Origin of the sequence: Methyloversatilis discipulorum (assembly GCF_000527135.1) — a bacterium.
GTDB lineage: Bacteria > Pseudomonadota > Gammaproteobacteria > Burkholderiales > Rhodocyclaceae > Methyloversatilis > Methyloversatilis discipulorum.
Genome location: NZ_AZUP01000001.1, coordinates 3,474,222 through 3,496,272 on the forward strand (window position 1 = coordinate 3,474,222; position 22,051 = coordinate 3,496,272).

Genomic DNA, 22,051 nt, shown 5'->3' on the forward strand with positions numbered 1-22,051 from the left:
TCGTTGGCGCGCAGGGCTCAGCCGCCGCGAAGTTTAGCGCGCATGCGGTCGATTTCACGCCGCTGCGTCTTCGTCGGCCGTCCGTGCAGCATGTGTGACGGTTCCGGAGCAAGTCGGCGCCGTTCACGTTCCGCTTCGCGCCGCGCAATGCTGTCGGCGGTCTCTTCGTAAAGCTTGCGCGCCTCTTCGGCCGGGCCGCGTTTGCCGGACAGCGCCTGCACGATCACCGTGTAACGCACTTCGCCGGTCTGGATGTCCAGCCGGTCGCCGATGCGCACTTCGCGCGACGGCTTGGCGCGTGCCTCGTTCAGCTGGATGCGGCCGGCGTCGATGGCGTCGGACGCCAGCGTGCGCGTCTTGAAGAAGCGCGCCGCCCACAGCCATTTGTCGAGCCGCAGCCGTTCGCGCGCGGCGTCGTCCTCGTGGCTCACGGCAACAGGCGTTCGCCGGCGTAAAGGTCGGCGATGCGTTCGCGTGCGCGGATCAGGTGCACATTGTCGCCATCGACCATCACTTCGGCGGCGCGTGGCCGCGTGTTGTAGTTCGAGCTCATGGTCATGCCGTAGGCGCCGGCGGAGAAGATGGCGACCAGGTCTTCCGGCTCGACCGCCAGTTCGCGTGCGCGGCCGAGGAAGTCGCCGCTTTCGCACACCGGGCCGACCACGTCGTAGGTGTCGGCCTTGCCGCGCGGCCGCACTTCGGCGATGCGATGGTAGGCGTCGTACAGCGCCGGGCGGGCGAGGTCGTTCATCGCCGCGTCGATGATGGCGAAATTGCGCTCTTCGCCACGCTTCAGATACTCGACCTTGGACAGCAGCACGCCGGCGTTGCCGACCAGAGAGCGGCCGGGTTCGAGCAGCAGTCTTTCCTTGCGGCCGGCCAGCACGGCCAGCAGCGGTGCCAGGTAGTCGCGCGTCGCCGGTACCTCTTCGTCGTCGTAGCGGATGCCGAGGCCACCGCCGAGGTCGAGATGACGCAGTTCGATGCCGTCGCGGTTCAGTGCCTCGGCCAGCGCCACCACCTTGGCGGCCGCTTCGGCGACCGGCGCCGGGTCCAGCAGCTGCGAGCCGATGTGGCAGGCGATGCCGCGGATCTCCAGCTGCGGCAGTTTTGCCGCGTCGAGATAAATGCGGTGTGCGTCGGCGATGGGCACGCCGAACTTGTTGCACTTCAGGCCGGTGGAGATATAGGGGTGGGTTTTCGGATCGACGTCCGGATTCACCCGCAGCGCGATCGGTGCGCGCTTGCCCAGGCTGGCCGCCACTTCGGCCAGACGGTGCAGCTCGGCTTCCGATTCGACGTTGAAGCAATAGATGCCGTGGGTCAGCGCGGCGCGCATTTCGTCGCGCGTCTTGCCGACACCTGAGAACACCACCTTGCCGGGGTCGCCGCCAGCGGCGATCACGCGCGCCAGTTCGCCGCCGGACACGATGTCGAAGCCGGTGCCCAGCCGCGCGAACACATTCATGATCGCCAGGTTGGAATTCGATTTCACCGCGTAGCACAGCATGGCGTCGTGGCCGGACAATGCTTCGGCGTATGCAGCGTGCGCCTCGGTCAGCGCCGCACGGCTGTAGACGAAGGTAGGCGTGCCGTACTCGGCGGCAATGCGCTCGAGTGCGACGCCTTCGGCGTACAGCGCGCCGTCGCGGGTTTCGAAATGCTTCATTGCTTGTCGGCCTTGTTAGTATCTTGCGGAGCAGGTGCGGGCGCGGGCTTCGCGGCCGCCGGCTGGGCGCCCTGCTTGGGCGGCAGCGTCAACGGTCCCTTGGTGCCGCAGGCTGCGAGCGTCAGGGTCAGTGCGGCGATGCGCACGAGCGGGCTGGAAAACATGTCGGATGGCCGGAATATGAACGAGAGTGAATTTAACAAATTGGCCGATGCGACGCTGGCTGCGATCGAGCAGGCCATCGAACGCAGCGGCGCCGGAATCGACTACGAACTGCAGGCCGGCGGCGTGCTGGAACTGGAGTTCGACGACGGTTCGAAAATGGTGATCAACCGGCACGGCGTCGCGCAGGAAATCTGGGTGGCGGCGCGCTCGGGCGGCTTCCACTTCCGTGCCGACGGCGGCCGCTGGATAGGCACGCGCGACGGCAAGGAACTGATGCAGGCACTGGAAGAACTGCTCAGCCAGCAGGCGGGCGAGCCGGTGAAGCTGCGCGGCTGAGCGTATCCGGCACCGTCAGCCGCGACTCGCTCGGCACGATATGTCCGGTCGGCGAGCGCGGCGGTGTCGGAATCGGTGCCGGCGACTGCGGCGGCGGGCCGGGCTGCAGTTCGCCCTCCGACGCCGGCGTCTCCGGCTCTTCCGGCAGCGATTCGGGCGGCGGTGGCAGGTGTTCCTCGTACATCAGATCGGTGCGCGGGTTGCCCTTGCTGTCCTCGCCGGCATCGATGCTGATCAGGCCGTCGGGCAGTGGCAGCCGCTGTTCGGGCACGTCCTTCAGTGCGTGGCGCATGTAATCCACCCACATCGGCAGCGCCGCCGAGCCACCGGTTTCGCCACGACCCAGGGTGCGCGGGTTGTCGAAACCTATCCAGGCGACGGCAACGCGCGAGGGCTGGTAGCCGCAGAACCAGGCGTCGAGATAGTCGTTGGTGGTGCCGGTCTTGCCGGCGAGGTCGCCGCGCTTGAGGGCCAGCGCGCGGGTGGCGGTTCCGCGGCGCACGACGTCCTGCATCATGCTGTCCATCAGGTAAGCGTTGCGCGCGTCGATGACGCGCAAACCTTCATCGCCGGCCTTGCGCGGCGTGAAGCGCGCCAGCACGCGTCCCTCGCTGTCAGTGATCTCGCTCACCACATAAGGCTCGACCCGGTAGCCGCCGTTGGCGAACACGGCGTAGGCGGATGCCATCTGCCACGGGGTGACCGAACCGGCGCCGAGCGCCATCGTCAGGTAGGGCGGGTGGCGCGCAGCGTCGAAGCCGAAGCGTGAAACGTAGTCCTGCGCATAGCGCGGGCCGATCGAGCGCAGCATGCGGATCGACACCATGTTCTTCGATTTCGCCAGCGCGGTGCGCAGCGAGATCGGGCCGTCGTACTTGCCGTCGTAGTTCTTTGGCTGCCAGCTCTGGCTGCCGGTTTCGCCGGCCGACACCACCAGTGGCGTGTCCTCTTCCACGGTAGCCGGCCCGTAACCCTTCTCCAGCGCTGCCGAGTAGATGAAGGGCTTGAACGCCGAACCGGGCTGTCGCCAGCCCTGGGTGACGTGGTTGAACTTGCTGCGATTGAAGTCGAAACCGCCGACCAGTGCGCGCACGGCGCCGTCGTCGCTGTCGACGGCGACCAGCGCCGCCTCGACCTCGGGCATCTGCGCCAGCGTCCAGCCGAGCTTGGCGTCCTGCATCACGCGCACCACCGCGCCGCGTCGCAGCTTGCGCGCCGGCGGCGCCTTGTCGTCCAGCATCGCCTTGGCGAACTTGATCGCGTCGGCGCCCAGATTGAGCACTTCGCCGCCGCGCTTGTACACCTTCACCGCGGTCGGACTCGCAGCGAGCACCACCGCTGCGTGCAGACCCACCGCGTCCGGCACGTCCTGCAGCAGGTCGTCGAGCAGTTCGTCGTCGTCGGCGCCGACGTCCTTCATGTCGACGAAGGACTCCGCACCGCGATAGCCGTGCCGACGGTCGTAGTCGAACACGCCCTTGCGGACGGCCTCGATGGCGGCGTCCTGGTCGGCGCGCCGTATCGTCGTGACCACGCGCAGGCCGAGCGAGTAGGCGTTTTCGCCGAAGCGTTCGACCGCCATCTGGCGCGCCATCTCGGCGACGAAATCGGCTGGTTTCGGCCCGCTGGCGGTGCTGCTGCTGTCGCGACGCACGACCAGTTCTTCCTCGACCGCGCGAGCGCGCGTCGCTTCGTCGATGTAGCCCAGCTCCTGCATGCGCCGCAGTACGTAGGACTGGCGCAGCGCGGCGCGCTTCGGGTTGACTACCGGGTTGTACTTGGAAGGCGCTTTCGGCAGGCCGGCAAGCATCGCCGCTTCGGCGACGCTAATGTCCTTCAGGTTTTTGCCGAAATAGGCTCTGGAGGCGGCAGCAAACCCGTAGGAACGCTGACCGAGATAGATCTGGTTGATGTAGAGCTGGAGTATCTGGTCTTTTGTCAGGCTGTTCTCGATTTTGAACGCCATCAGGGCTTCATAGACTTTCCGGCGCAGGGTGCGTTCGCTCGACAGGAAGAAGTTGCGCGCCACCTGCATGGTGATGGTGCTGGCGCCCTGGCTGCGGCCGCCGCTGGTCAGATTGGCCAGTGCGGCGCGGGCAATGCCCATGTAGTCGATGCCCGAGTGCTGATAGAAGCGCTCGTCCTCGGCGGCAATGATGGCGTGTTTGAGTGCGTCCGGCACCTGTTCGATCGGCACGACCGAACGGCGCTCTTCGCCGAATTCGCCGATCAGCTGGCCGTCGGCGTTATAGACGCGAAGAGGGATCTTCGGACGGTAGTCGGTCAGGATGTCCAGCGACGGCAGCTGCGGGTAGGCGAGCAGTACGACGATCAGCGCGAGGGCCGCGCCGATCAGTGCGAGGCCGGTGAGGGCGGTCAACGGGTAGAGCAGCCAGCGGAATTTGGAGAGCAAGAGAATGGGTTTCCGGAGGGGGTTTGAGGCCGAAAGTATAGCCGGCCGACCGTGTGAAGCTTCTCGTTACGCCTACCCAAAATTTGTTTACTTGTCGATACCTTGCTGCTAGCATCTTAATGTAATTTGTGCGTATTGGGCCTAATTCACTGTCTTAAAAGGAAAAAGCTTGGCTTTCGACCTGTCGGTATTTAACCCGGGAGCGCGTCCCCTGATGGGGCTGGACGTGTCGTCCTCGGCGGTCAAGCTGGTCGAGCTGTCCCGGACAGCGAAGGGCGAGCACCGCATCGAGCGCTACGCCATCGAGAACCTCCCGCGCGATTCGGTGGTGGATGGCAACATCGCCAAACTCGAGGACGTCGCCGACGCCGTGCGACGGGCTTGGAAGCGCATGGGTACATCGACGCGCAATGTCGCGCTGGCCTTGCCGGCGGCGGCTGTCATCACGAAAAAGATCATCGTTCCGGCCAATCAGCGCGAGCAGGAGCTCGAGGTGCTGGTGGAGTCGGAAGCCAATCAGTACATCCCCTTCCAGCTCGACGAGGTGAATCTCGATTTTCAGGTGGTCGGACCGGCGCCCGGCAACCCGGACGAGGTCGAGGTGCTGATCGCCGCGTCGCGCAAGGAAAAGGTCGAGGACCGCGTTGCGGTGGCTGAAGCGGCCGGCCTGCGCGCGGTCGTGGTCGACGTCGAGTCCTACGCGGCACAGGCGGCATTCGAACTGGTCGAGAAGCAGCTGCCGGACGGCGGCAAGGACACCAACATCGTACTGGTCGACGTCGGCGCCAACGTGATGAACGTGATCATCCTGCGCAACGACCAGCCAGTCTATTCGCGCGAGCAGGCGTTCGGCGGCTACCAGCTGACCCAGGACATCATGCGCAACTACGGCATGAGCCCGGAAGAAGCGGAAGCCGCGAAGCGCACCAACACGTTGCCAGAGAATTACGAGAACGACCTGCTGCGCCCCTTCATGGACAACCTCGCGCTCGAGGTGTCGCGTGCGCTCCAGTTCTTCTTCACCTCGACCCAGTACAACAGCGTCGACCACATCGTGCTCGCCGGCGGGTGCTCGGTGATCCCCGGTCTGGACGAAGTGGTTGCCAACCGCACCCAGGTTGAAACCCGTATCGCGAACCCCTTTGTCGACATGCAGCTGTCGCAGACGGTCACCGCCAAGCGTCTCAGTCAGGACGCGCCGTCGCTGCTGGTGGCCTGCGGCCTTGCGCTCAGGAGGTTCGACGCATGATACGCATCAACCTTCTTCCCCATCGCGAGGAGAAGCGCAAGGCGCGGCGCCAGCAGTTCTATGCGCTGACCGGCCTGACGCTGGTGCTCGGCGGGCTGATCGTGGCACTGGGCAACGGCATCATCAGCGGTTACGTGTCCGCTCAGGACGAGAAGAACGCCTTCCTGAAGACCGAAATCGCCGCCCTCGACAAGTCGATCGACGAGATCAAGCGGCTGCGCGAGCAGACTGACGCGCTGCTGCAGCGCAAGCGGGTGATCGAGTCGCTGCAGGGCAACCGGTCAGAGGCGGTCGGCCTGTTCAACGAACTCGCGAAGAACGTGCCGGAAGGCGTCTACATCAAGAAGGTTTCGCAGCAGGCGAACAAGATCAATCTGGTCGGGTATGCCCAATCGAATGCGCGGGTGTCCAGCCTGATGCGGAATCTGGAGTCGTCGCCGCTGCTCGAGCGCCCGACCCTCATCGAAATCAAGGGCGCCACCGTCGACAAGCGCCGCATGAACGAATTCAGCCTCGATCTGTTCATCACGCGTGCGGCGGATGAGACCGACAGCAAGACGGCGAAGGGGCGCAAGACATGAAGCAGATCCAGATGCCCCAGATCGATTTCACGCGCATCGCGGACGATTTCAAGAATCTCGACCCGAAGGACGTCGGCAACTGGGCCACCGCGCCGAAAGCTGCGGTCCTGCTGGGTGTGCTGGTCGCCACCCTGGCCGCGGGCTGGTGGTTCCTTTGGGATCCGCTGCGCGTCGAGCTCGAGCAGAAGCGGCTCGAGGAACAGACGCTGAAGGATGAGTGGCTGAACAAGAAGCAGCAGGCGGTGAATCTCGAGCAGTACCAGCAGCAGCTGGCTGACATCGACAAGTCCTTCGGTGCGCTGCTCAAGCAGTTGCCGAACAGGGCCGAGATGGAGTCGCTGCTGGTCGACATCAGCCAGGCCGGCCTGAGCCGTGGCTTGCAGTTTGAAACCTGGAAGCCGGGCAGCGAAGCGGTCAAGGATTTCTACGCCGAGATGCCGATCACCATCCGCGTCACCGGCGGCTACCACGACCTCGGCAACTTCGCTGGTGACGTCGCCAAGCTCTCGCGCATCGTGACACTCGGTTCCATCGTCATCGATTCCACCAAGGACGGTCTGAAGATGGATGCCGTGGCGACGACCTACCGCTATCTCGACGACGAAGAGATCGCCCGCATCAAGAAGGCGAAGGCCGACAAGGCCAAGGGAGGCAACAAATGAAGCGCCTCCTGACGATGCTGGCGGCCGCGCTGGCGCTGGCGGGCTGCGACGGCGAGAACCACGAGGATCTCCGGGCCTGGATGGAAGAGAACACGCAGGGCCTGAAGGGGCAGGTGAAGCCGCTGCCGGAAATCAAGCCGTCGATCATCGTTGCCTACGAAGCGGGCAATCTGCTCGATCCGTTCAGCGTGCAGAAGATCGAACCGGAGCGGAAGAAGGGTGGCGGTGGCGGTGGTGGCATCACGCCCGACCTCGACCGGCGCAAGGAGCCGCTGGAGCAGTACCCGCTCGACACGCTGGCCATGGTCGGTCTGCTCGAGCAGGGGCGGGTCACCTATGCGCTGATCAAGGCGGACACGACCTTGCATCGCGTGCGCAGCGGCAATTACATGGGTCAGAACTTCGGTGTCATCACGTCGATATCCGGCGATGGCATCACCTTGAAGGAAATCGTTCAGGACGCGGACGGCGAATGGGTCGAACGTACCAGTACGCTCCAGTTGCAGGAGCAGGAGGCAAAGAAATGAATTTCGTCCGCAAACTCGCCGGCCTGCTGTGCGCGCTCGCCGTCGCTTCGATACCGGCACTTGCCGTCGCACAGGCGCAGCCGAACAGCATCGAGTCCATCCTGGTGTCGCAGCAGGGAGGGGAGGTGCTCGTCAAGGTGACGACCAAGTCCGAACTTGCAGGGGTACCCGCCAACTTCAGCGTTGCCTCACCGGCGCGCATCGCCTTTGACTTCCCGGCGACCGGCAATGCGCTCGGCCGCTCGTCCCAGACCTTGAACGAAGCGCACCTGCGCAGCTTCAACATCGTCGAGGTCGGTGACCGCACGCGGCTGGTGCTCAACCTCAACAAGCTGTCCACCTTCAATACCCGGCTGTCCGGGCGTGACCTTTACATCAGCCTGGCGATGCCGACGAATGCCGAGGCGGTCGCCCAATCGGACAAGACGTCCCGATTCGCCGAGCCGACTGCGAACGAAGGTACGCAGACCTTGCGTAACGTCGGCTTTCGTCGCGGCAAGGACGGTGAAGGTCGCGTCGTGGTCGAACTGTCGGATCCGAACACCGGCATCGACATCCGCCAGCAGGGAACGAAGCTGGTGGTCGAATTCCTGCGCGCCTCGGTGGCCGAAGAGTTCCTTAAGCGTTACGACGTGACCGACTTCGGCACCCCGATCACGCAGATGGAAGTCGTGCGCTCGGGTGCCAACACCCGCCTCACGGTCACCCCGACCGGTCTGTGGGAGCACAACGCCTACCAGAGCGAGAATCAGTTCATTCTTGAAGTTAAGCGTCTGGTCGAGGATCCGAACAAGCTGGTTCAGGGCAGCAAGCCGGGCTACCAGGGCGAGAAGCTGTCGCTGAACTTCCAGAACATCGACGTGCGTTCGGTGCTGCAGGTGATTGCCGACTTCACCGACAACAACATCATCACCTCCGATACCGTCGGTGGTTCGCTCACGCTGCGACTGAAGGACGTCCCGTGGGACCAGGCGCTTGACATCATTCTCGACGCCAAGGGTCTGGACAAGCGCAAGACCGGCAACGTCATCTGGATCGCACCGCGCGACGAGCTGACGGCGAAGGAAAAGCTGGCGCTCGAAAGCCAGCAGCAGGTGAGCGAGCTTGAGCCGCTGCGCACCGAAACCTTCCAGTTGAACTATCACAAGGCGGAAGTCCTGTACAAATCCATCCTCGATGACAAGGACAAGCGCTTTCTGTCCAAGCGCGGATCGATCGTGATGGACACGCGCACCAACAAGCTCATCGTGACCGACATCCCGTCGCGACTTGAAGACATCCGCCGCATCCTGATCGAGCTCGACGTGGCGACCCGCCAGGTCCTGATCGAAGCACGTATCGTCGAAGCGAACGAGGACTTCGCGAAGAACCTCGGCGCGCGTCTCGGTATCAATCAGTCGGCGGCGGGTTCGGTGCAACTTGGCCGCGCCGGCCTGAACATCGGCGGATCGGCTGCAGCGACCGGTTTTCAGACCGGTCAGGTGCAGACCCAGCCGAACTTCCTGACCGATTCCCTCAGCACGAATCTGCGTGCAAACAACATCACGCCGCGTACGCCGGGTCAGCTGTCCTTCGTGCTGTTCAATTCGGCGGCGACGCGTTTCCTGAACCTTGAATTGTCGGCACTGGAACAGGACGGCAAGGGCAAGGTGATTTCGAGCCCGCGTGTCATGACCTCCGACCAGAACGAGGCGTTGATCGAGCAGGGCGTCGAAATTCCCTACCAGCAGGCAACCAGTTCTGGTGCGACCAGCGTGTCCTTCCGCAAGGCCAACCTCAAGCTGCAGGTGAAGCCGCAGATCACGCCGGACGGTCGGGTGCAGATGGCGCTCGATATCAACAAGGACACGCCGAACACCCAGCTGTCTACCGGCTCGGGCGTCGCGATCGACACCAAGCACGTCAAGACCGATGTGCTGGTCGAAAACGGCGGCACGGTGGTCATCGGCGGTATCTACACGCAGGACGAGCGCCGCACGCAGACGCGCGTGCCTTTCCTCGGCGACCTGCCTTACGTCGGCTTCCTTTTCCGCAGCACGGAAACCCGCGACAACCGCGCCGAACTGCTCATCTTCGTGACGCCGCGCATCGTCAGCGACAACCTGACGCTGCGCTGAGCGACCTCATCGACTTGGCATCGGGCGGCCCCGGCGACGGGGCCGCTTTCTTTTTGCGCTGCTAGAATCCGGCCGGTGGAACATAGCGACAACATTTTTCTGGTCGGCATGATGGGCGCCGGCAAAACGACCGTCGGGCGTCAGCTCGCGCGCAGGCTGCGCAAGCGCTTCGTCGACTGCGATCACGAGATCGAGGCGCGCACCGGCGTCAGCATCCCGACCATCTTCGAGATCGAGGGCGAAGCCGGCTTTCGTCGGCGTGAGGCGGCGACCATCGAAGCGCTGGCGCACGAAACCGGGCTGGTGCTGGCCACCGGCGGCGGTGCGGTGCTCGATCCGATGAATCGACAGAACCTGAAGGCCGGTGGCTGGGTGGTCTATCTCGACGTGCCGCCCGACATACTGTGGTCGCGTACCCGCGGCGATCGCAATCGGCCGCTGCTGCAGGTCGACGATCCGCGCGCCCGCGTGCGCGAACTTCACGGCCTGCGCGACCCTCTGTACCGGGAGGTCGCTGATTTCATCGCCGAAAGTGGCCAGGGCAGCCCGCTGTCCATCGTGCGGAAACTTGAACGGGAATACCTGAACCGATGCGCAGCCTGAACGTGGCGCTCGATGAGCGCGCCTACGACATCCATATCGGTCGCGGCCTGATAGACCGCGGCGACCTCTTCGCGTCGGTGCTCAAGCGCAAGCGCGCCGTGGTCATCAGCAACGACATCGTTGCGCCGCTCTACGCGGCACGCGTACTCGATGCACTGGATTCGGTCGGCGTCGCCCATCAGCTGGTCGTGCTGCCGGACGGCGAGGCGCACAAGGACTGGGCAACGCTGAACCTTATTTTCGACGCGCTGCTCGGCGCCCGCGTCGAGCGCTCGACCACGCTGATCGCGCTCGGCGGCGGTGTCATCGGCGACATGGTCGGTTTCGCCGCGGCGACCTACCAGCGCGGCGTGCCCTTCATCCAGGTGCCGACGACGCTGCTGTCCCAGGTCGATTCGTCGGTCGGCGGCAAGACCGCGATCAACCATCCGCTCGGCAAGAACATGATCGGCGCCTTCTACCAGCCCAAACTGGTGCTGGCCGACATCGATACGCTGGACACCTTGCCTGACCGCGAACTGAAGGCTGGTCTGGCCGAAGTGATCAAGTACGGTCTGATCCGCGACCGCGAATTCTTCGACTGGCTGGAAGTCAATATGCCGCGCCTGCTGGCGCGCGACACCGAAGCGCTGGCCTTCGCCATCGAGCGCTCCTGCCGCAACAAGGCGGAGGTGGTGATCGAGGACGAAACCGAAGCCGGCGTGCGCGCCCACCTCAACCTCGGCCATACCTTCGGCCACGCCATCGAAACCGGGCTGGGCTACGGCGAATGGCTGCATGGGGAGGCGGTAGCGGCCGGCACGCTGATGGCGGCAGAACTGTCGCGTCGGCTCGGCTGGCTGAACGACGACGATATCGCCCGCATCCGCCGCATCCACGAATCCGCCGGCCTGGCGCTGCGCGGGCCGAAGCTGGGCGTCGATCGCTATCTCGAACTGATGTCGCACGACAAGAAGGTCGAAGCCGGCAAGCTGCGGCTGGTGCTGCTCAAGCGCATCGGCGAGGCGGTCGTGTACGGCGATGCCCCGGCGGCCGACATCGCTGCTTCCATCGAGCACTGCTGCGCGAATGCCTGAGCTCGCACCCTACGCCGCCTGCGACGAGAATTCGCGCGGACGCCGCTTTCCGGAAGATTCGCCGCACGGGCGCAGCCAGTTCCAGCGAGACCGCGACCGCATCGTGCACAGCACGGCCTTCCGCCGGCTCGAGTACAAGACCCAGGTTTTCGTCAATCACGAAGGCGATCTCTTCCGCACCCGGCTCACGCACAGCATCGAGGTCGCGCAGATCGCGCGCTCGATCGCGCGTGCCCTGCGGGTGAATGAGGATCTGGCCGAGGCGGTGTCGATTGCCCACGACCTCGGCCACACGCCTTTCGGCCACGCCGGTCAGGACGCGCTGAACGAATGCATGCGCGACTACGGCGGTTTCGAGCACAACCTGCAGAGCCTGCGCACGGTCGATCTGCTGGAAGAGCGCTACGGCGCTTTCGACGGCCTGAACCTCACCTTCGAAACGCGCGAGGGCATCCTCAAGCACTGTTCGCCGGCGCGTGCGCGCGAACTGGGCGAATTGGGCCAGCGCTTCCTCGACCGCACGCAGCCGACCATCGAAGCGCAGATCTGCAATCTGGCCGACGAAATCGCCTACAACAATCACGACGTCGACGACGGCCTGCGCTCGGGCCTGATCACGCTGGAACAGCTGGAAGAGGTGCCGATCTTCGCCCGCTTCCGCCGCGAGGTGGTCGATCTGTACCCGCAGATCGCCGGCCGGCGTCTGATCCACGAGGCGATCCGCCGCATGATCAATGCGCAAGTGATTGATCTGGTGGGGGAAACGACGAGTCGCATCGAAGCCGCCGCGCTGCGCTCCATCGACGACGTGCGTGCCGGCCCGGTGCTGGTTGCCTACAGCGAAACGATGCGGGCCGAGCAGCTCAAGCTCAAACAGTTCCTGCGCGACAATCTTTACCGCCACTATCAGGTGCTGCGCATGACGGCCAAGGCGCGCCGCATCATCGCCGAACTGTTCGGCGCCTTCATGGACGATCCGCGCCTGCTGCCGCCGCAGTATCAGCTCATGGCCCGCGACGACAAGCCGCGTGCCATCGCCGACTACATCGCCGGCATGACTGACCGTTACGCGATGCGCGAGCATCGCCGCCTGTTCGCGGTCGGCGAGATCTGATCCCTTCGGTGGGCGCTGTTTGATGCGCCGCCGCACGGGTGTTGTACGCAGCGGATCAAGGTTTTATACTCCGTCGTCCACCCCCAAAGTGCCTGTGCCGGTCTCACCGACGAGTCGGCGAGGCCACCCGAGCCGGTGCCCGCCAAATCCCCTTTAGAGGATGACCGCGGAAACCGGCTTTTTCGTGGATGCGGCGGTGCGAATTCCCGCAGTGGCGAGCGATCAGAGCGATGCCGCGCGCGGTTGGCAAACGAGTTTCGAGGACGAAAGCAATGGGTCTTCCCCATACTCAGGGTCTGTACGACCCCGAAAACGAGCGTGATGCATGTGGTGTGGGTTTCGTTGCGAACATCAAGAATCGCAAATCGCACGACATCATCGAACAGGGTCTGCTGATCCTGAAGAACCTCGATCACCGTGGCGCAACCGGTTACGACCCGCTGCTCGGCGATGGCGCCGGCATTCTGATCCAGATGCCCGACGCGCTGCTGCGTGCCGAGGCTGAGAAGATCGGCATCACGCTGCCGCCCGCTGGCGATTACGCCTGTGGCACCGTTTTCCTGCCGCAATCGGCCAATGGCTGTGCCGCCTGTGAGTCGGTCGTGGCGCGCATCATCCACGAAGAAGGCCTCACCTTCCTCGGCTGGCGCGACGTTCCGCGCGACAGCAGCATCCTGGCCGAAGCCGCGCGAGCCATCGAGCCGCAGATGCGCCAGGTGTTCATCGCCCGCCCCGATACCGTGGCCGACCAGACCGCCTTCGAACGCAAGCTCTTCGTCGTGCGCAAGCGTGTCGAGCACGCAGTGCGCGCGCTGAAGCTGGCCGACGTGAAGCAGTTCTACATTCCGTCGCTGTCCTCGCGCACCCTTGTATATAAGGGCATGCTGCTGGCGCACCAGGTCGGTGAATACTTCCTCGACCTGCAGGACGCGCGCGCGCAGTCCGCGCTGGCGCTGGTACACCAGCGCTTCTCGACCAACACCTTCCCGACCTGGGATCTGGCCCACCCCTTCCGCATGATTGCCCACAACGGTGAAATCAACACCGTGCGCGGCAACATCAACTGGATGAAGGCGCGTCAGAAGTCGATGAAGTCGGCCGCGCTCGGCGACGATCTCGACAAGCTGTGGCCGCTCATCGTCGAAGGCGGCTCCGATTCGGCCTCGTTCGACAACGCGCTCGAACTGCTGGTGATGGGCGGCTACTCGCTGGCCCACGCCATGATGATGCTGATCCCCGAAGCCTGGGCCGGCAATCCGCTGATGGACGAAGAGCGTCGCGCCTTCTACGAATTCCACGCCGCCATCATGGAGCCGTGGGACGGCCCCGCCGCCGTGGCCTTCACCGACGGCCGCCAGATCGGCGCCACGCTGGACCGCAACGGCCTGCGCCCGGCCCGCTTCCTGGTCACCGACGACGACATGGTCGTGATGGCCTCCGAAATGGGCGTGCTGCCGATTCCGGACGAGCGCATCGTGCAGAAGTGGCGTCTGCAGCCGGGCAAGATGTTCATGATCGACCTGGAAAAGGGCGCGATCATCGAAGACGCCGCGCTCAAGCACGAGCTGTCCACCGAATACCCGTACGACAAGTGGATCACCGATTCGCGTTTCTTCCTGACCGAACTGGAAGAGATCAAGTACGCCACCGAGCGCAGCGAAACCCTGCTCGATACGCAGCAGGCCTTCGGCTACACGCAGGAAGACATCAAGTTCATCCTGGCGCCGATGGCGGCCGGTGGCGAAGAAGCCATCGGCTCGATGGGCAATGATTCCGCGCTGCCGGTGCTGTCGGACAAGAACAAGCCGCTGTATTCCTACTTCAAGCAGCTGTTCGCCCAGGTCACGAACCCGCCGATCGACCCGATCCGCGAAGAGATCGTGATGTCGCTCGCCTCCTTCATCGGTCCGCGCCCGAACCTGATGGGTGTGGCCGACAACGAAGACGGCCTGACGCCGCGCCTCGAAGTCACCCAGCCGGTGCTCACCAACGAAGACGTGCTGCGCCTGCGCGACATCGAGCGCCTGACCGGCGGCAAGTACCGTTCGCTGGTGCTCGACATCACCTACCCGGCGGCTAACGGCGCCGCGGCCTGCGAAGGGGCGATCAAGCGCCTGCAGGAAGCAGCCGAAAAGTCGGTGGCCGACGGCTTCAACATCGTCATCCTGTCCGACCGCGCCGCTTCGCGCGATCGCGTCGCCATCCCGGCGCTGCTCGCTACCTCGGCCGTACATCACCACTTGGTGCGCAAGGGCCTGCGTACGCTGACCGGTCTCGTCATCGACACCGGCTCGGCGCGTGAAACCCACCATTTCGCGCTGCTCGCCGGTTACGGCGCCGAAGCGATCTGTCCGTGGCTGGCGTTCGACACCATCGCCGAAATCTCGAATGAGCTGCCGTCCGGTCTGTCGACCAAGGACGCGTCGAAGCGCTTCATCAAGGCCGTGGGCAAGGGTCTGAACAAGGTCATGTCCAAGATGGGCATTTCGACCTACCAGTCCTACAGCGGCGCGCAGATCTTCGAAGCGATCGGCCTCAACTCGGCCTTCGTCGCCCGCTACTTCACCGGCACCGCCACCCAGGTCGAAGGCATCGGCCTGCAGGAAGTGGCCGAAGAGGCGCTGCGCACGCACGCCCAGGCCTTCGGCAACGACCCGGTGCTGGCCAATGCGCTCGATGCCGGCGGCGAGTACGCCTTCCGCATCCGCGGCGAAGAGCACATGTGGACGCCGGACGCGATCGCCAAGCTGCAGCACTCGACGCGCACCAACAAGTACGACACGTACAAGGAATACGCCCGCATCATCAACGACCAGACCAAGCGTCACATGACGCTGCGCGGTCTGTTCGACATCAAGCCGGCGGGCGCACCGGTGCCGCTGTCGGAAGTCGAGCCGGCGACCGAAATCGTCAAGCGCTTCGCCACCGGCGCGATGTCGCTCGGCTCGATCTCGACCGAAGCGCACACCACGCTGGCCATCGCGATGAACCGCATTGGAGGCAAGTCGAACACCGGCGAGGGCGGTGAAGACCCGATCCGCTTCAACCCGGTGACCGAAGACACCACGCTCGACAAGCTCATCGGCTCGTCGCGCGTCGAAGTCGCGCTGCCGCTGAAGAAGGGCGATTCGCTGCGCTCCAAGATCAAGCAGGTCGCGTCCGGCCGTTTCGGCGTCACCGCCGAATACCTGGCCAACTCCGACCAGATCCAGATCAAGATGGCCCAGGGCGCCAAGCCGGGCGAGGGCGGTCAGCTGCCCGGCCACAAGGTGTCGGAATACATCGGCTTCCTGCGCCATTCGGTGCCGGGCGTCGGCCTCATCTCGCCGCCGCCGCACCACGACATCTACTCGATCGAGGATCTGGCGCAGCTGATCCACGACCTGAAGAACTCGAATCCGACCGCCTCGATCTCGGTCAAGCTGGTGTCGGAAATCGGCGTCGGCACCGTGGCCGCCGGCGTGTCCAAGGCCAAGGCCGACCACCTGGTGATCGCCGGCCATGACGGCGGCACCGGTGCCAGCCCGATCTCGTCGATCAAGCACTGCGGCACGCCGTGGGAACTCGGCCTGGCCGAAACCCAGCAGACCCTGGTGCTGAACCGCCTGCGCGGTCGCATCCGCGTGCAGGCCGACGGCCAGATGAAGACCGGCCGCGACGTGCTGATCGGCGCGCTGCTCGGCGCCGACGAATTCGGCTTCGCCACCGCACCGCTGGTGGTCGAGGGCTGCATCATGATGCGCAAGTGCCACCTGAATACCTGCCCGGTCGGCGTCGCCACCCAGGATCCGGTGCTGCGCAAGAAGTTCACCGGCCAGCCGGAACACGTGGTCAATTACTTCTTCTTCGTCGCCGAAGAAGTGCGCGAACTGATGTCCTCGATGGGCGTGCGCAAGTTCGACGATCTGGTCGGCCGCGCCGACCTGCTCGACACCCGCGCCGGCATCGAACACTGGAAGGCGCGTGGCCTCGACTTCTCGCGCATCTTCTACATGCCGCCGGTTCCGGCCGAAGTGTCGCGCCTGCACAGCGAAACGCAGGACCACGGCATCGACCGCGCGCTCGACCACAGCCTGATCGCCAAGGCGAAGGACGCCATCGAAACCGGCAAGTCGGTCGTCGTTGAATCGCCGATCACCAATGTGAACCGCACCGCCGGCACCATGCTGTCGCATGAAGTTGCCAAGCGTTACGGCCACAAGGGCCTGCCCGACAACACCATCATGGTGAAGCTCAGCGGCACCGCCGGCCAGAGCTTCGGCGCCTTCATCGCGCGCGGCATCACGCTGGAACTGACCGGCCAGGGCAACGACTACGTCGCCAAGGGCCTGTCCGGCGGCCGCATCGTGATCAAGCCGTCGGACGCCTTCCGCGGCGCATCGGAGAAGAACATCATCGTCGGCAACACCGTGCTCTACGGTGCGACCGAAGGCGAGTGCTACTTCCGCGGCGTGGCCGGCGAGCGTTTCGCCGTGCGCAACTCGGGCGCCATCGCGGTGGTCGAGGGTACCGGTGACCACGGCTGCGAATACATGACCGGCGGCACCGTGGTCGTGCTCGGCCAGACCGGTCGCAACTTCGCAGCCGGCATGTCGGGCGGCGTCGCCTACGTCTATGACGAGGACGGCAGCTTCGCCAAGCGCTGCAACATGTCGATGGTCGAACTCGACACGATCAGTGGCGATCTGGCCAACGACGCCGACGATCACATCATCGGCGAGGCGGCGATCAACCACCTGACGATGAGCGACGAAGCCATTCTGCGTCGCCTGATCGCGCGTCACGCCGCCTTCTCGGGCTCGAAGCGCGCTGCCGACATCCTCGCCGACTGGGCGAATGCCCGCGGCAAGTTCGTCAAGGTGATGCCGGTCGAGTACCGCCGCGCGCTGCGTGAAATGGCTGCCAAGGCGGATGCGCCTGCTGCAGCGATGGCCAAGTAACAGGAAAAGAATCGAACATGGGAAAGTCCACCGGTTTTCTTGAGTACCAGCGTCTGTCCGAAGCTTCGCTGCCGGTCGCCGAGCGCGTGCGCAACTACAAGGAGTTCGTGCTCCACCTGAGCGACGAAGAGGCGAAGATCCAGGGCGCGCGCTGCATGGACTGCGGCATCCCGTTCTGCAACAGCGGCTGCCCGGTCAACAACATCATCCCCGACTTCAATGACCTGGTTTACCGCCAGGACTGGAAGCAGGCGATCGAGGTGCTGCACTCGACCAACAACTTCCCGGAATTCACCGGCCGCATCTGTCCGGCGCCGTGCGAAGCCGCCTGTACGCTGAACATCAACAGCGACGCGGTGGGCATCAAGTCGATCGAGCACGCCATCATCGACAAGGCCTGGGAAAACGGCTGGGTCGTGCCGCAGCCGCCGGCGACGAAGACCGGCAAGAAGGTCGCCGTCGTCGGTTCGGGCCCGGCCGGCATGGCCGCCGCGCAGCAACTGGCGCGCGCCGGTCACGACGTGACCGTGTTCGAAAAGAACAGCCGCGTCGGCGGTCTGCTGCGCTACGGCATCCCCGACTTCAAGATGGAAAAGTCGCACATCGACCGCCGCATCGCGCAGATGGAAGCCGAAGGTGTGACCTTCCGCACCGGTGTGCAGGTCGGTCCGCTGCCCGAAGGTTCGCCGGTGCACAGCGATGCCGCGACCGTGGTCAGCCCCGAGCAGCTGAAGGCCGAGTTCGACGCCGTCATCCTCGCCGGTGGTGCGGAACAGCCGCGCGACCTGCCGGTGCCGGGCCGTGAGCTGGCCGGCGTGCATTTCGCGATGGACTTCCTGCCGCTGCAGAACCGCGTCGTTGCCGGTGACACCGTGCCCGACCAGATCATGGCCACCGGCAAGCACGTGGTCGTGATCGGCGGTGGCGACACCGGTTCCGATTGCGTCGGTACCTCGAACCGTCACGGCGCTGCCAGCGTCATCCAGTTCGAACTGATGCCGCAGCCGCCGGAAGCCGAGAACAAGCCGCTGGTGTGGCCCTACTGGCCGATCAAGCTGCGCACCTCGTCCAGCCACGAAGAAGGCTGCGAGCGTGACTGGGCGATCGCCACCAAGGAATTCATCGGTGAGAACGGCAAGGTCACCCAGGTCAAGACGGTGCGCGTCGAGTGGAAGGACGGCCGCATGCAGGAAGTGGCCGGCACCGAGCAACTGCTGAAGGCCGACCTCGTACTGCTCGCGATGGGCTTCGTCAGCCCGGCCGGCAGCATCATCGAAAGCTTCGGCGTCGAGAAGGACGGCCGCGGCAACGCCCGCGCCACCACCGACGGTGAAGGCTGCTACGCCACCAACGTGCCCAAGGTATTCGCCGCCGGCGACATGCGCCGCGGGCAATCGCTGGTGGTGTGGGCGATCAGAGAGGGCCGTCAGTGCGCTCGTGAAGTTGACCAGTTCCTCATGGGTTCCACCACCCTGCCGCGCTGATCGTTCCGCTCCTCTCTGACCGCTCACAGGCGGGAAGAGGGGCGAACAACGGCCCGTGTTGCAGTGAGGCCGCAATCGCGAGCAAGCTCGCTCCCACAAATGCGCAGTTCGGGCCACGGGTCAGACGCGACCTTTGTGGGAGCGGCCTTGGCCGCGACGCGGCCGTTGCGCTCCGCCGGCTTCGATCCAAGCCGCAGTCGGGGTCAGAAGACCCCTCCCACAGAATCCTCGCCCAGGCTCCGGCCGTGGATCAGGCGCACCACCCCTGTAGGAGCGGTCTTCTGACCGCGACACGGCCGCAGCAGTCCGCCGGCTTCGATCCAAGCCGCAGTCGGGGTCAGAAGAACCCTCCCACAAAACCTCGTCCCAGGCTCCGGCCGTGGATCAGGCGCACCACCCCTGTGGGAGCGGCCTTGGCCGCGACACGGCCTCTGCCGCCCGTCGGCTTCGATCCAAGCCGCTGTCGGGGTCAGAAGACCCCTCCCACAGAATCCTCGCCTAGGCTCCGGTCGTGGATCCGGCGCACCACCCCTGTAGGAGCGGTCTTCTGACCGCAACGCGGCCGCAGCAGTCCGCCGGCCTCGATCCAAGCCGCGGTCGGGGTCAGAAGACCCCTCCCACAAAACCTCGCTCCAGGCTCCGGCCGTGGATCGGGCGCACCACCCCTGTAGGAGCGGTCTTCTGACCGCGACGCGGCCGCTGCAGTCCGCCGGCCTCGATCCAAGCCGCTGTCGGGGTCAGAAGACCCCTCCCACAGAATCCCGCCCCAGGTTCCGGCCGTGGATCAGGCGCACCACCCCTGTGGGAGCGGCCTTGGCCGCGATGCGGCCGCTGCAGTCCGCCGGCTTCGATTCAGGCCGCAGTCGAGGTCAGAAGACCCCTCCCAAAAAACCCCGCACCGGGCTCCGGCCGCGGATAGGGCGCGCCCCTCCTGTAGGAGCGGTCTTCTGACCGCGACACGGCCGCTGCAGTCCGCCGGCTTCGATCCAAGCCGCAGTCGGGGCCAGAAGACCCCTCCCACAAAGCCCGGCACCGAGCTCCGGCCGCGGATAGGGCGCGTCCTTCTGAGCAATCCACCTACGGCAACTTGCGCATCAGCATCGGCCGCTCCGGCGGCGGTGCGGGCGGACGGGCGATCGGCGGGTACAGGGGAGGGTGGCGACGGATGATGCGCGGCGGTACGCCGTACAGGGTGTCGTCCAGCACCGCCGGATCGTCGCAATCCACACGCCGCTGTTCCAGGCAGCGCTTGCGTGCTTCCGCCATCGCCGCCTCCTGCCTTGCCGCACTCTCTTGCGCGACCGACGTACGTTCCCGCTGCAGCGCCGATTCAACCTCGCGCTGTACCGCGTCGCGGTCTGCCATGCCACTGGCGGGGCTTGGCGGTGTCGCGGCGCGGGCCGGGGACGGTGACCCGGTCACGGTGAGCGGATCGACCGTGCGTATCGGCGTCGATTTGCGCCCCTCTGGCGGTGCGTCGCCGTAATTCACGACGCCGCGTTCATCGACCCAGCGGTGAACCGTGTCGCCCGCGAACAGCGTCACGGGCAGCATGCAGAGAGCGGCGTAAAGGGCGGCGGCTTTCATGTCGTAGACCTCCCGGTTGAATTGTTAAATCTATGGCAACGCGCACGTCGGCAGGTTGCAAACACGCGGTGGGCGAGAACTGCTGCGCAGCAGGCCGTCGTACCCCGAATGCTAGAATCCACGCGGTTTTCCGCCATATGGTGTCCGATGCAGATCGTCATTCTGGCAGCCGGGCAAGGCAAGCGCATGCGCTCCGCCCTGCCCAAGGTGCTGCAACCCCTGTCTGACCGCCCGCTGCTCGGGCATGTGCTGCGCACCGCAGCGTCTCTGAACCCGTCGCACACCTGCGTGGTGTACGGCCACGGTGGCGACGCAGTGCGCGCGGCCTTCCCCGATCTCGCGGTCGACTGGGCGCTGCAGGCCGAACAGCTCGGCACCGGCCACGCGGTCCGCCAGGCGCTGCCGCATCTGTCGCGCGACGAGCCGGTGCTCATCCTCTACGGCGACGTGCCGCTGCTGCGCGCCGACACGCTGGTCAAGCTGGCCGAAGCGGCCGGCAACGACAAGCTCGCCATCCTCACCGTCAGCTTCGACGAACCCACCGGCTACGGCCGCATCGTGCGCGACGGCGAAGGCCGCATCGTGCGCATCGTCGAGCAGAAGGATGCCTCAGAGGCCGAGCGCGCCATCCGCGAAGTGAACACCGGCATCATGGTCGTGCCCGGCGGCAAGCTCGCCGGCTGGCTCGACCAGCTGTCGAACGACAACGCCCAACGCGAGTACTACCTGACCGACGTGGTCGCCGCCGCAGTGCGCGACGGTGTGCCGGTGGTGAGCACGCAGCCGGCCCGCGTGTCGGAAACGCTGGGCGTGAACGACAAGGCGCAACTGGCCGAACTCGAACGCATCCACCAGCGCGAAAACGCCGAGCGACTGCTGACCGAAGGCGTCACGCTGCGCGACCCGGCACGCATCGACGTGCGCGGCGAGCTGGTCTGTGGCCGCGACGTCGAGATCGACATCGGCTGCATCTTCGAAGGTCGCGTCGAACTGGGCGACGGCGTCAAGGTGGGCGCGCACTCGGTGCTGCGCAACGTCACCGTCGCCGCCGGCACCGTCATCGCGCCCTTCTGCCATTTCGACGACGCCGTGGTCGGCGCCGGCTGCCAGCTCGGCCCCTACGCGCGTCTGCGCCCCGGCGCGAACCTGGCGGAAGACGTGCACATCGGCAACTTCGTCGAAGTGAAGAACAGCGACATCGCCGCCCACAGCAAGGCCAACCACCTAGCCTACGTCGGCGATGCCACCGTGGGCAGCCGCGTGAACATCGGTGCCGGCACCATCTGCTGCAACTACGACGGCGCCAACAAGTTCCGCACCATCATCGAAGACGACGTGTTCATCGGCTCCGACACCCAGCTGGTTGCGCCGGTCACCGTCGGCCGTGGCGCCACGCTGGGCGCCGGCACCACGCTGACGCAGGACGCACCGCCGGGCGAGCTCACCATCTCGCGCGTGCGCCAGACCACCATCACCGGCTGGACCCGGCCGGTGAAGAAAAAGAAATGACCGGGCAGTAACCGACACA

Annotated in this window: 17 protein-coding genes; 12 read left to right on the plus strand and 5 right to left on the minus strand. The window is 65.3% G+C overall.

The window, feature by feature from the left end:
* Positions 1-17 precede the first annotated feature (17 nt).
* The 3 genes from METFAM1_RS0116300 to lptM are packed head-to-tail and all read right to left on the minus strand — an operon-like array spanning position 18 to position 1,833.
* Entirely contained in the window at positions 18-431 is a 414-nt protein-coding gene (locus METFAM1_RS0116300) for an Hsp15 family ribosome-associated heat shock protein (protein ID WP_019916489.1), read from the minus strand.
* A complete protein-coding gene (gene lysA / locus METFAM1_RS0116305) occupies positions 428-1,669 on the minus strand; it encodes a diaminopimelate decarboxylase (RefSeq protein WP_019916490.1) in 1,242 nt (413 codons plus the stop codon). Before lysA ends, METFAM1_RS0116300 begins: the two co-directional genes overlap by 4 nt.
* The gene (lptM, locus tag METFAM1_RS20690) at positions 1,666-1,833 is read right to left on the minus strand and encodes an LPS translocon maturation chaperone LptM (RefSeq protein WP_019916491.1); all 168 of its coding nucleotides are present in this window, start codon (positions 1,831-1,833) and stop codon (positions 1,666-1,668) included. Before lptM ends, lysA begins: the two co-directional genes overlap by 4 nt.
* Positions 1,834-1,849: 16 nt before the next feature.
* On the opposite strand from lptM, the gene cyaY reads away from it, so the two are divergent.
* Positions 1,850-2,170: an iron donor protein CyaY gene (cyaY, locus tag METFAM1_RS0116315; RefSeq protein WP_024300770.1), complete on the plus strand. Its 321-nt coding sequence runs from the start codon at positions 1,850-1,852 to the stop codon at positions 2,168-2,170.
* Here the strand turns inward: cyaY and METFAM1_RS0116320 are convergent.
* The gene (locus METFAM1_RS0116320) at positions 2,130-4,583 is read right to left on the minus strand and encodes a penicillin-binding protein 1A (protein WP_019916494.1); all 2,454 of its coding nucleotides are present in this window, start codon (positions 4,581-4,583) and stop codon (positions 2,130-2,132) included. The genes cyaY and METFAM1_RS0116320 overlap by 41 nt on opposite strands.
* A gap of 169 nt (positions 4,584-4,752) precedes the next feature.
* On the opposite strand from METFAM1_RS0116320, the gene METFAM1_RS0116325 reads away from it, so the two are divergent.
* The 10 genes from METFAM1_RS0116325 to METFAM1_RS0116370 all read left to right on the plus strand — a co-directional run bounded on the left by METFAM1_RS0116325 (position 4,753) and on the right by METFAM1_RS0116370 (position 18,936).
* On the plus strand, positions 4,753-5,832 hold the full coding sequence (locus METFAM1_RS0116325) for a pilus assembly protein PilM (RefSeq protein ID WP_024300771.1): 1,080 nt from the start codon (positions 4,753-4,755) through the stop codon (positions 5,830-5,832).
* Positions 5,829-6,413, plus strand: coding sequence for a PilN domain-containing protein (locus METFAM1_RS0116330; protein WP_019916497.1), 585 nt, complete (start codon positions 5,829-5,831; stop codon positions 6,411-6,413). Before METFAM1_RS0116325 ends, METFAM1_RS0116330 begins: the two co-directional genes overlap by 4 nt.
* Positions 6,410-7,075 carry a type IV pilus inner membrane component PilO gene (locus METFAM1_RS0116335; protein ID WP_019916498.1) on the plus strand — a complete coding sequence of 222 codons (666 nt, stop codon included), beginning with the start codon at positions 6,410-6,412 and terminating at the stop codon, positions 7,073-7,075. The genes METFAM1_RS0116330 and METFAM1_RS0116335 overlap by 4 nt, the downstream gene beginning before the upstream one ends.
* Entirely contained in the window at positions 7,072-7,602 is a 531-nt protein-coding gene (locus METFAM1_RS0116340; RefSeq protein WP_019916499.1) for a pilus assembly protein PilP, read from the plus strand. The genes METFAM1_RS0116335 and METFAM1_RS0116340 overlap by 4 nt, the downstream gene beginning before the upstream one ends.
* The gene (locus tag METFAM1_RS0116345; protein ID WP_019916500.1) at positions 7,599-9,719 is read left to right on the plus strand and encodes a type IV pilus secretin PilQ; all 2,121 of its coding nucleotides are present in this window, start codon (positions 7,599-7,601) and stop codon (positions 9,717-9,719) included. Before METFAM1_RS0116340 ends, METFAM1_RS0116345 begins: the two co-directional genes overlap by 4 nt.
* 75 nt (positions 9,720-9,794) lie before the next feature.
* Positions 9,795-10,322, plus strand: a complete 528-nt coding sequence (locus METFAM1_RS0116350) for a shikimate kinase (protein ID WP_019916501.1) — start codon at positions 9,795-9,797, stop codon at positions 10,320-10,322.
* Entirely contained in the window at positions 10,310-11,398 is a 1,089-nt protein-coding gene (gene aroB, locus METFAM1_RS0116355) for a 3-dehydroquinate synthase (protein WP_019916502.1), read from the plus strand. Before METFAM1_RS0116350 ends, aroB begins: the two co-directional genes overlap by 13 nt.
* The gene (locus METFAM1_RS0116360) at positions 11,391-12,512 is read left to right on the plus strand and encodes a deoxyguanosinetriphosphate triphosphohydrolase (protein WP_019916503.1); all 1,122 of its coding nucleotides are present in this window, start codon (positions 11,391-11,393) and stop codon (positions 12,510-12,512) included. Before aroB ends, METFAM1_RS0116360 begins: the two co-directional genes overlap by 8 nt.
* A 272-nt stretch (positions 12,513-12,784) precedes the next feature.
* Positions 12,785-17,452, plus strand: coding sequence for a glutamate synthase-related protein (locus METFAM1_RS0116365; protein WP_027490944.1), 4,668 nt, complete (start codon positions 12,785-12,787; stop codon positions 17,450-17,452).
* Between the two features lie 17 nt (positions 17,453-17,469).
* The gene (locus tag METFAM1_RS0116370) at positions 17,470-18,936 is read left to right on the plus strand and encodes a glutamate synthase subunit beta (RefSeq protein ID WP_019916505.1); all 1,467 of its coding nucleotides are present in this window, start codon (positions 17,470-17,472) and stop codon (positions 18,934-18,936) included.
* Positions 18,937-20,013: 1,077 nt separating this feature from the next.
* Here the strand turns inward: METFAM1_RS0116370 and METFAM1_RS0116375 are convergent.
* Entirely contained in the window at positions 20,014-20,523 is a 510-nt protein-coding gene (locus METFAM1_RS0116375) for a DUF4124 domain-containing protein (protein WP_019916506.1), read from the minus strand.
* A 147-nt stretch (positions 20,524-20,670) separates the two neighbouring features.
* Here METFAM1_RS0116375 and glmU point away from each other — a divergent pair, with 147 nt between their 5' ends.
* On the plus strand, positions 20,671-22,032 hold the full coding sequence (gene glmU / locus METFAM1_RS0116380; RefSeq protein WP_019916507.1) for a bifunctional UDP-N-acetylglucosamine diphosphorylase/glucosamine-1-phosphate N-acetyltransferase GlmU: 1,362 nt from the start codon (positions 20,671-20,673) through the stop codon (positions 22,030-22,032).
* The last annotated feature ends 19 nt before the right edge of the window (positions 22,033-22,051 follow it).

What these genes read in the sequence shown, in the direction of transcription:
- METFAM1_RS0116345 (WP_019916500.1), top strand. Translation starts at nt 7,599, where the DNA reads ATGAATTTCGTCCGCAAACTCGCCGGCCTGCTGTGCGCGCTCGCCGTC.
- lysA (WP_019916490.1), bottom strand. Translation starts at nt 1,669, where the DNA reads ATGAAGCATTTCGAAACCCGCGACGGCGCGCTGTACGCCGAAGGCGTC.
- cyaY (WP_024300770.1), top strand. Translation starts at nt 1,850, where the DNA reads ATGAACGAGAGTGAATTTAACAAATTGGCCGATGCGACGCTGGCTGCG.
- glmU (WP_019916507.1), top strand. Translation starts at nt 20,671, where the DNA reads ATGCAGATCGTCATTCTGGCAGCCGGGCAAGGCAAGCGCATGCGCTCC.
- METFAM1_RS0116340 (WP_019916499.1), top strand. Translation starts at nt 7,072, where the DNA reads ATGAAGCGCCTCCTGACGATGCTGGCGGCCGCGCTGGCGCTGGCGGGC.
- METFAM1_RS0116330 (WP_019916497.1), top strand. Translation starts at nt 5,829, where the DNA reads ATGATACGCATCAACCTTCTTCCCCATCGCGAGGAGAAGCGCAAGGCG.
- METFAM1_RS0116335 (WP_019916498.1), top strand. Translation starts at nt 6,410, where the DNA reads ATGAAGCAGATCCAGATGCCCCAGATCGATTTCACGCGCATCGCGGAC.
- METFAM1_RS0116370 (WP_019916505.1), top strand. Translation starts at nt 17,470, where the DNA reads ATGGGAAAGTCCACCGGTTTTCTTGAGTACCAGCGTCTGTCCGAAGCT.
- METFAM1_RS0116375 (WP_019916506.1), bottom strand. Translation starts at nt 20,523, where the DNA reads ATGAAAGCCGCCGCCCTTTACGCCGCTCTCTGCATGCTGCCCGTGACG.
- METFAM1_RS0116365 (WP_027490944.1), top strand. Translation starts at nt 12,785, where the DNA reads ATGGGTCTTCCCCATACTCAGGGTCTGTACGACCCCGAAAACGAGCGT.
- METFAM1_RS0116360 (WP_019916503.1), top strand. Translation starts at nt 11,391, where the DNA reads ATGCCTGAGCTCGCACCCTACGCCGCCTGCGACGAGAATTCGCGCGGA.
- aroB (WP_019916502.1), top strand. Translation starts at nt 10,310, where the DNA reads ATGCGCAGCCTGAACGTGGCGCTCGATGAGCGCGCCTACGACATCCAT.
- lptM (WP_019916491.1), bottom strand. Translation starts at nt 1,833, where the DNA reads ATGTTTTCCAGCCCGCTCGTGCGCATCGCCGCACTGACCCTGACGCTC.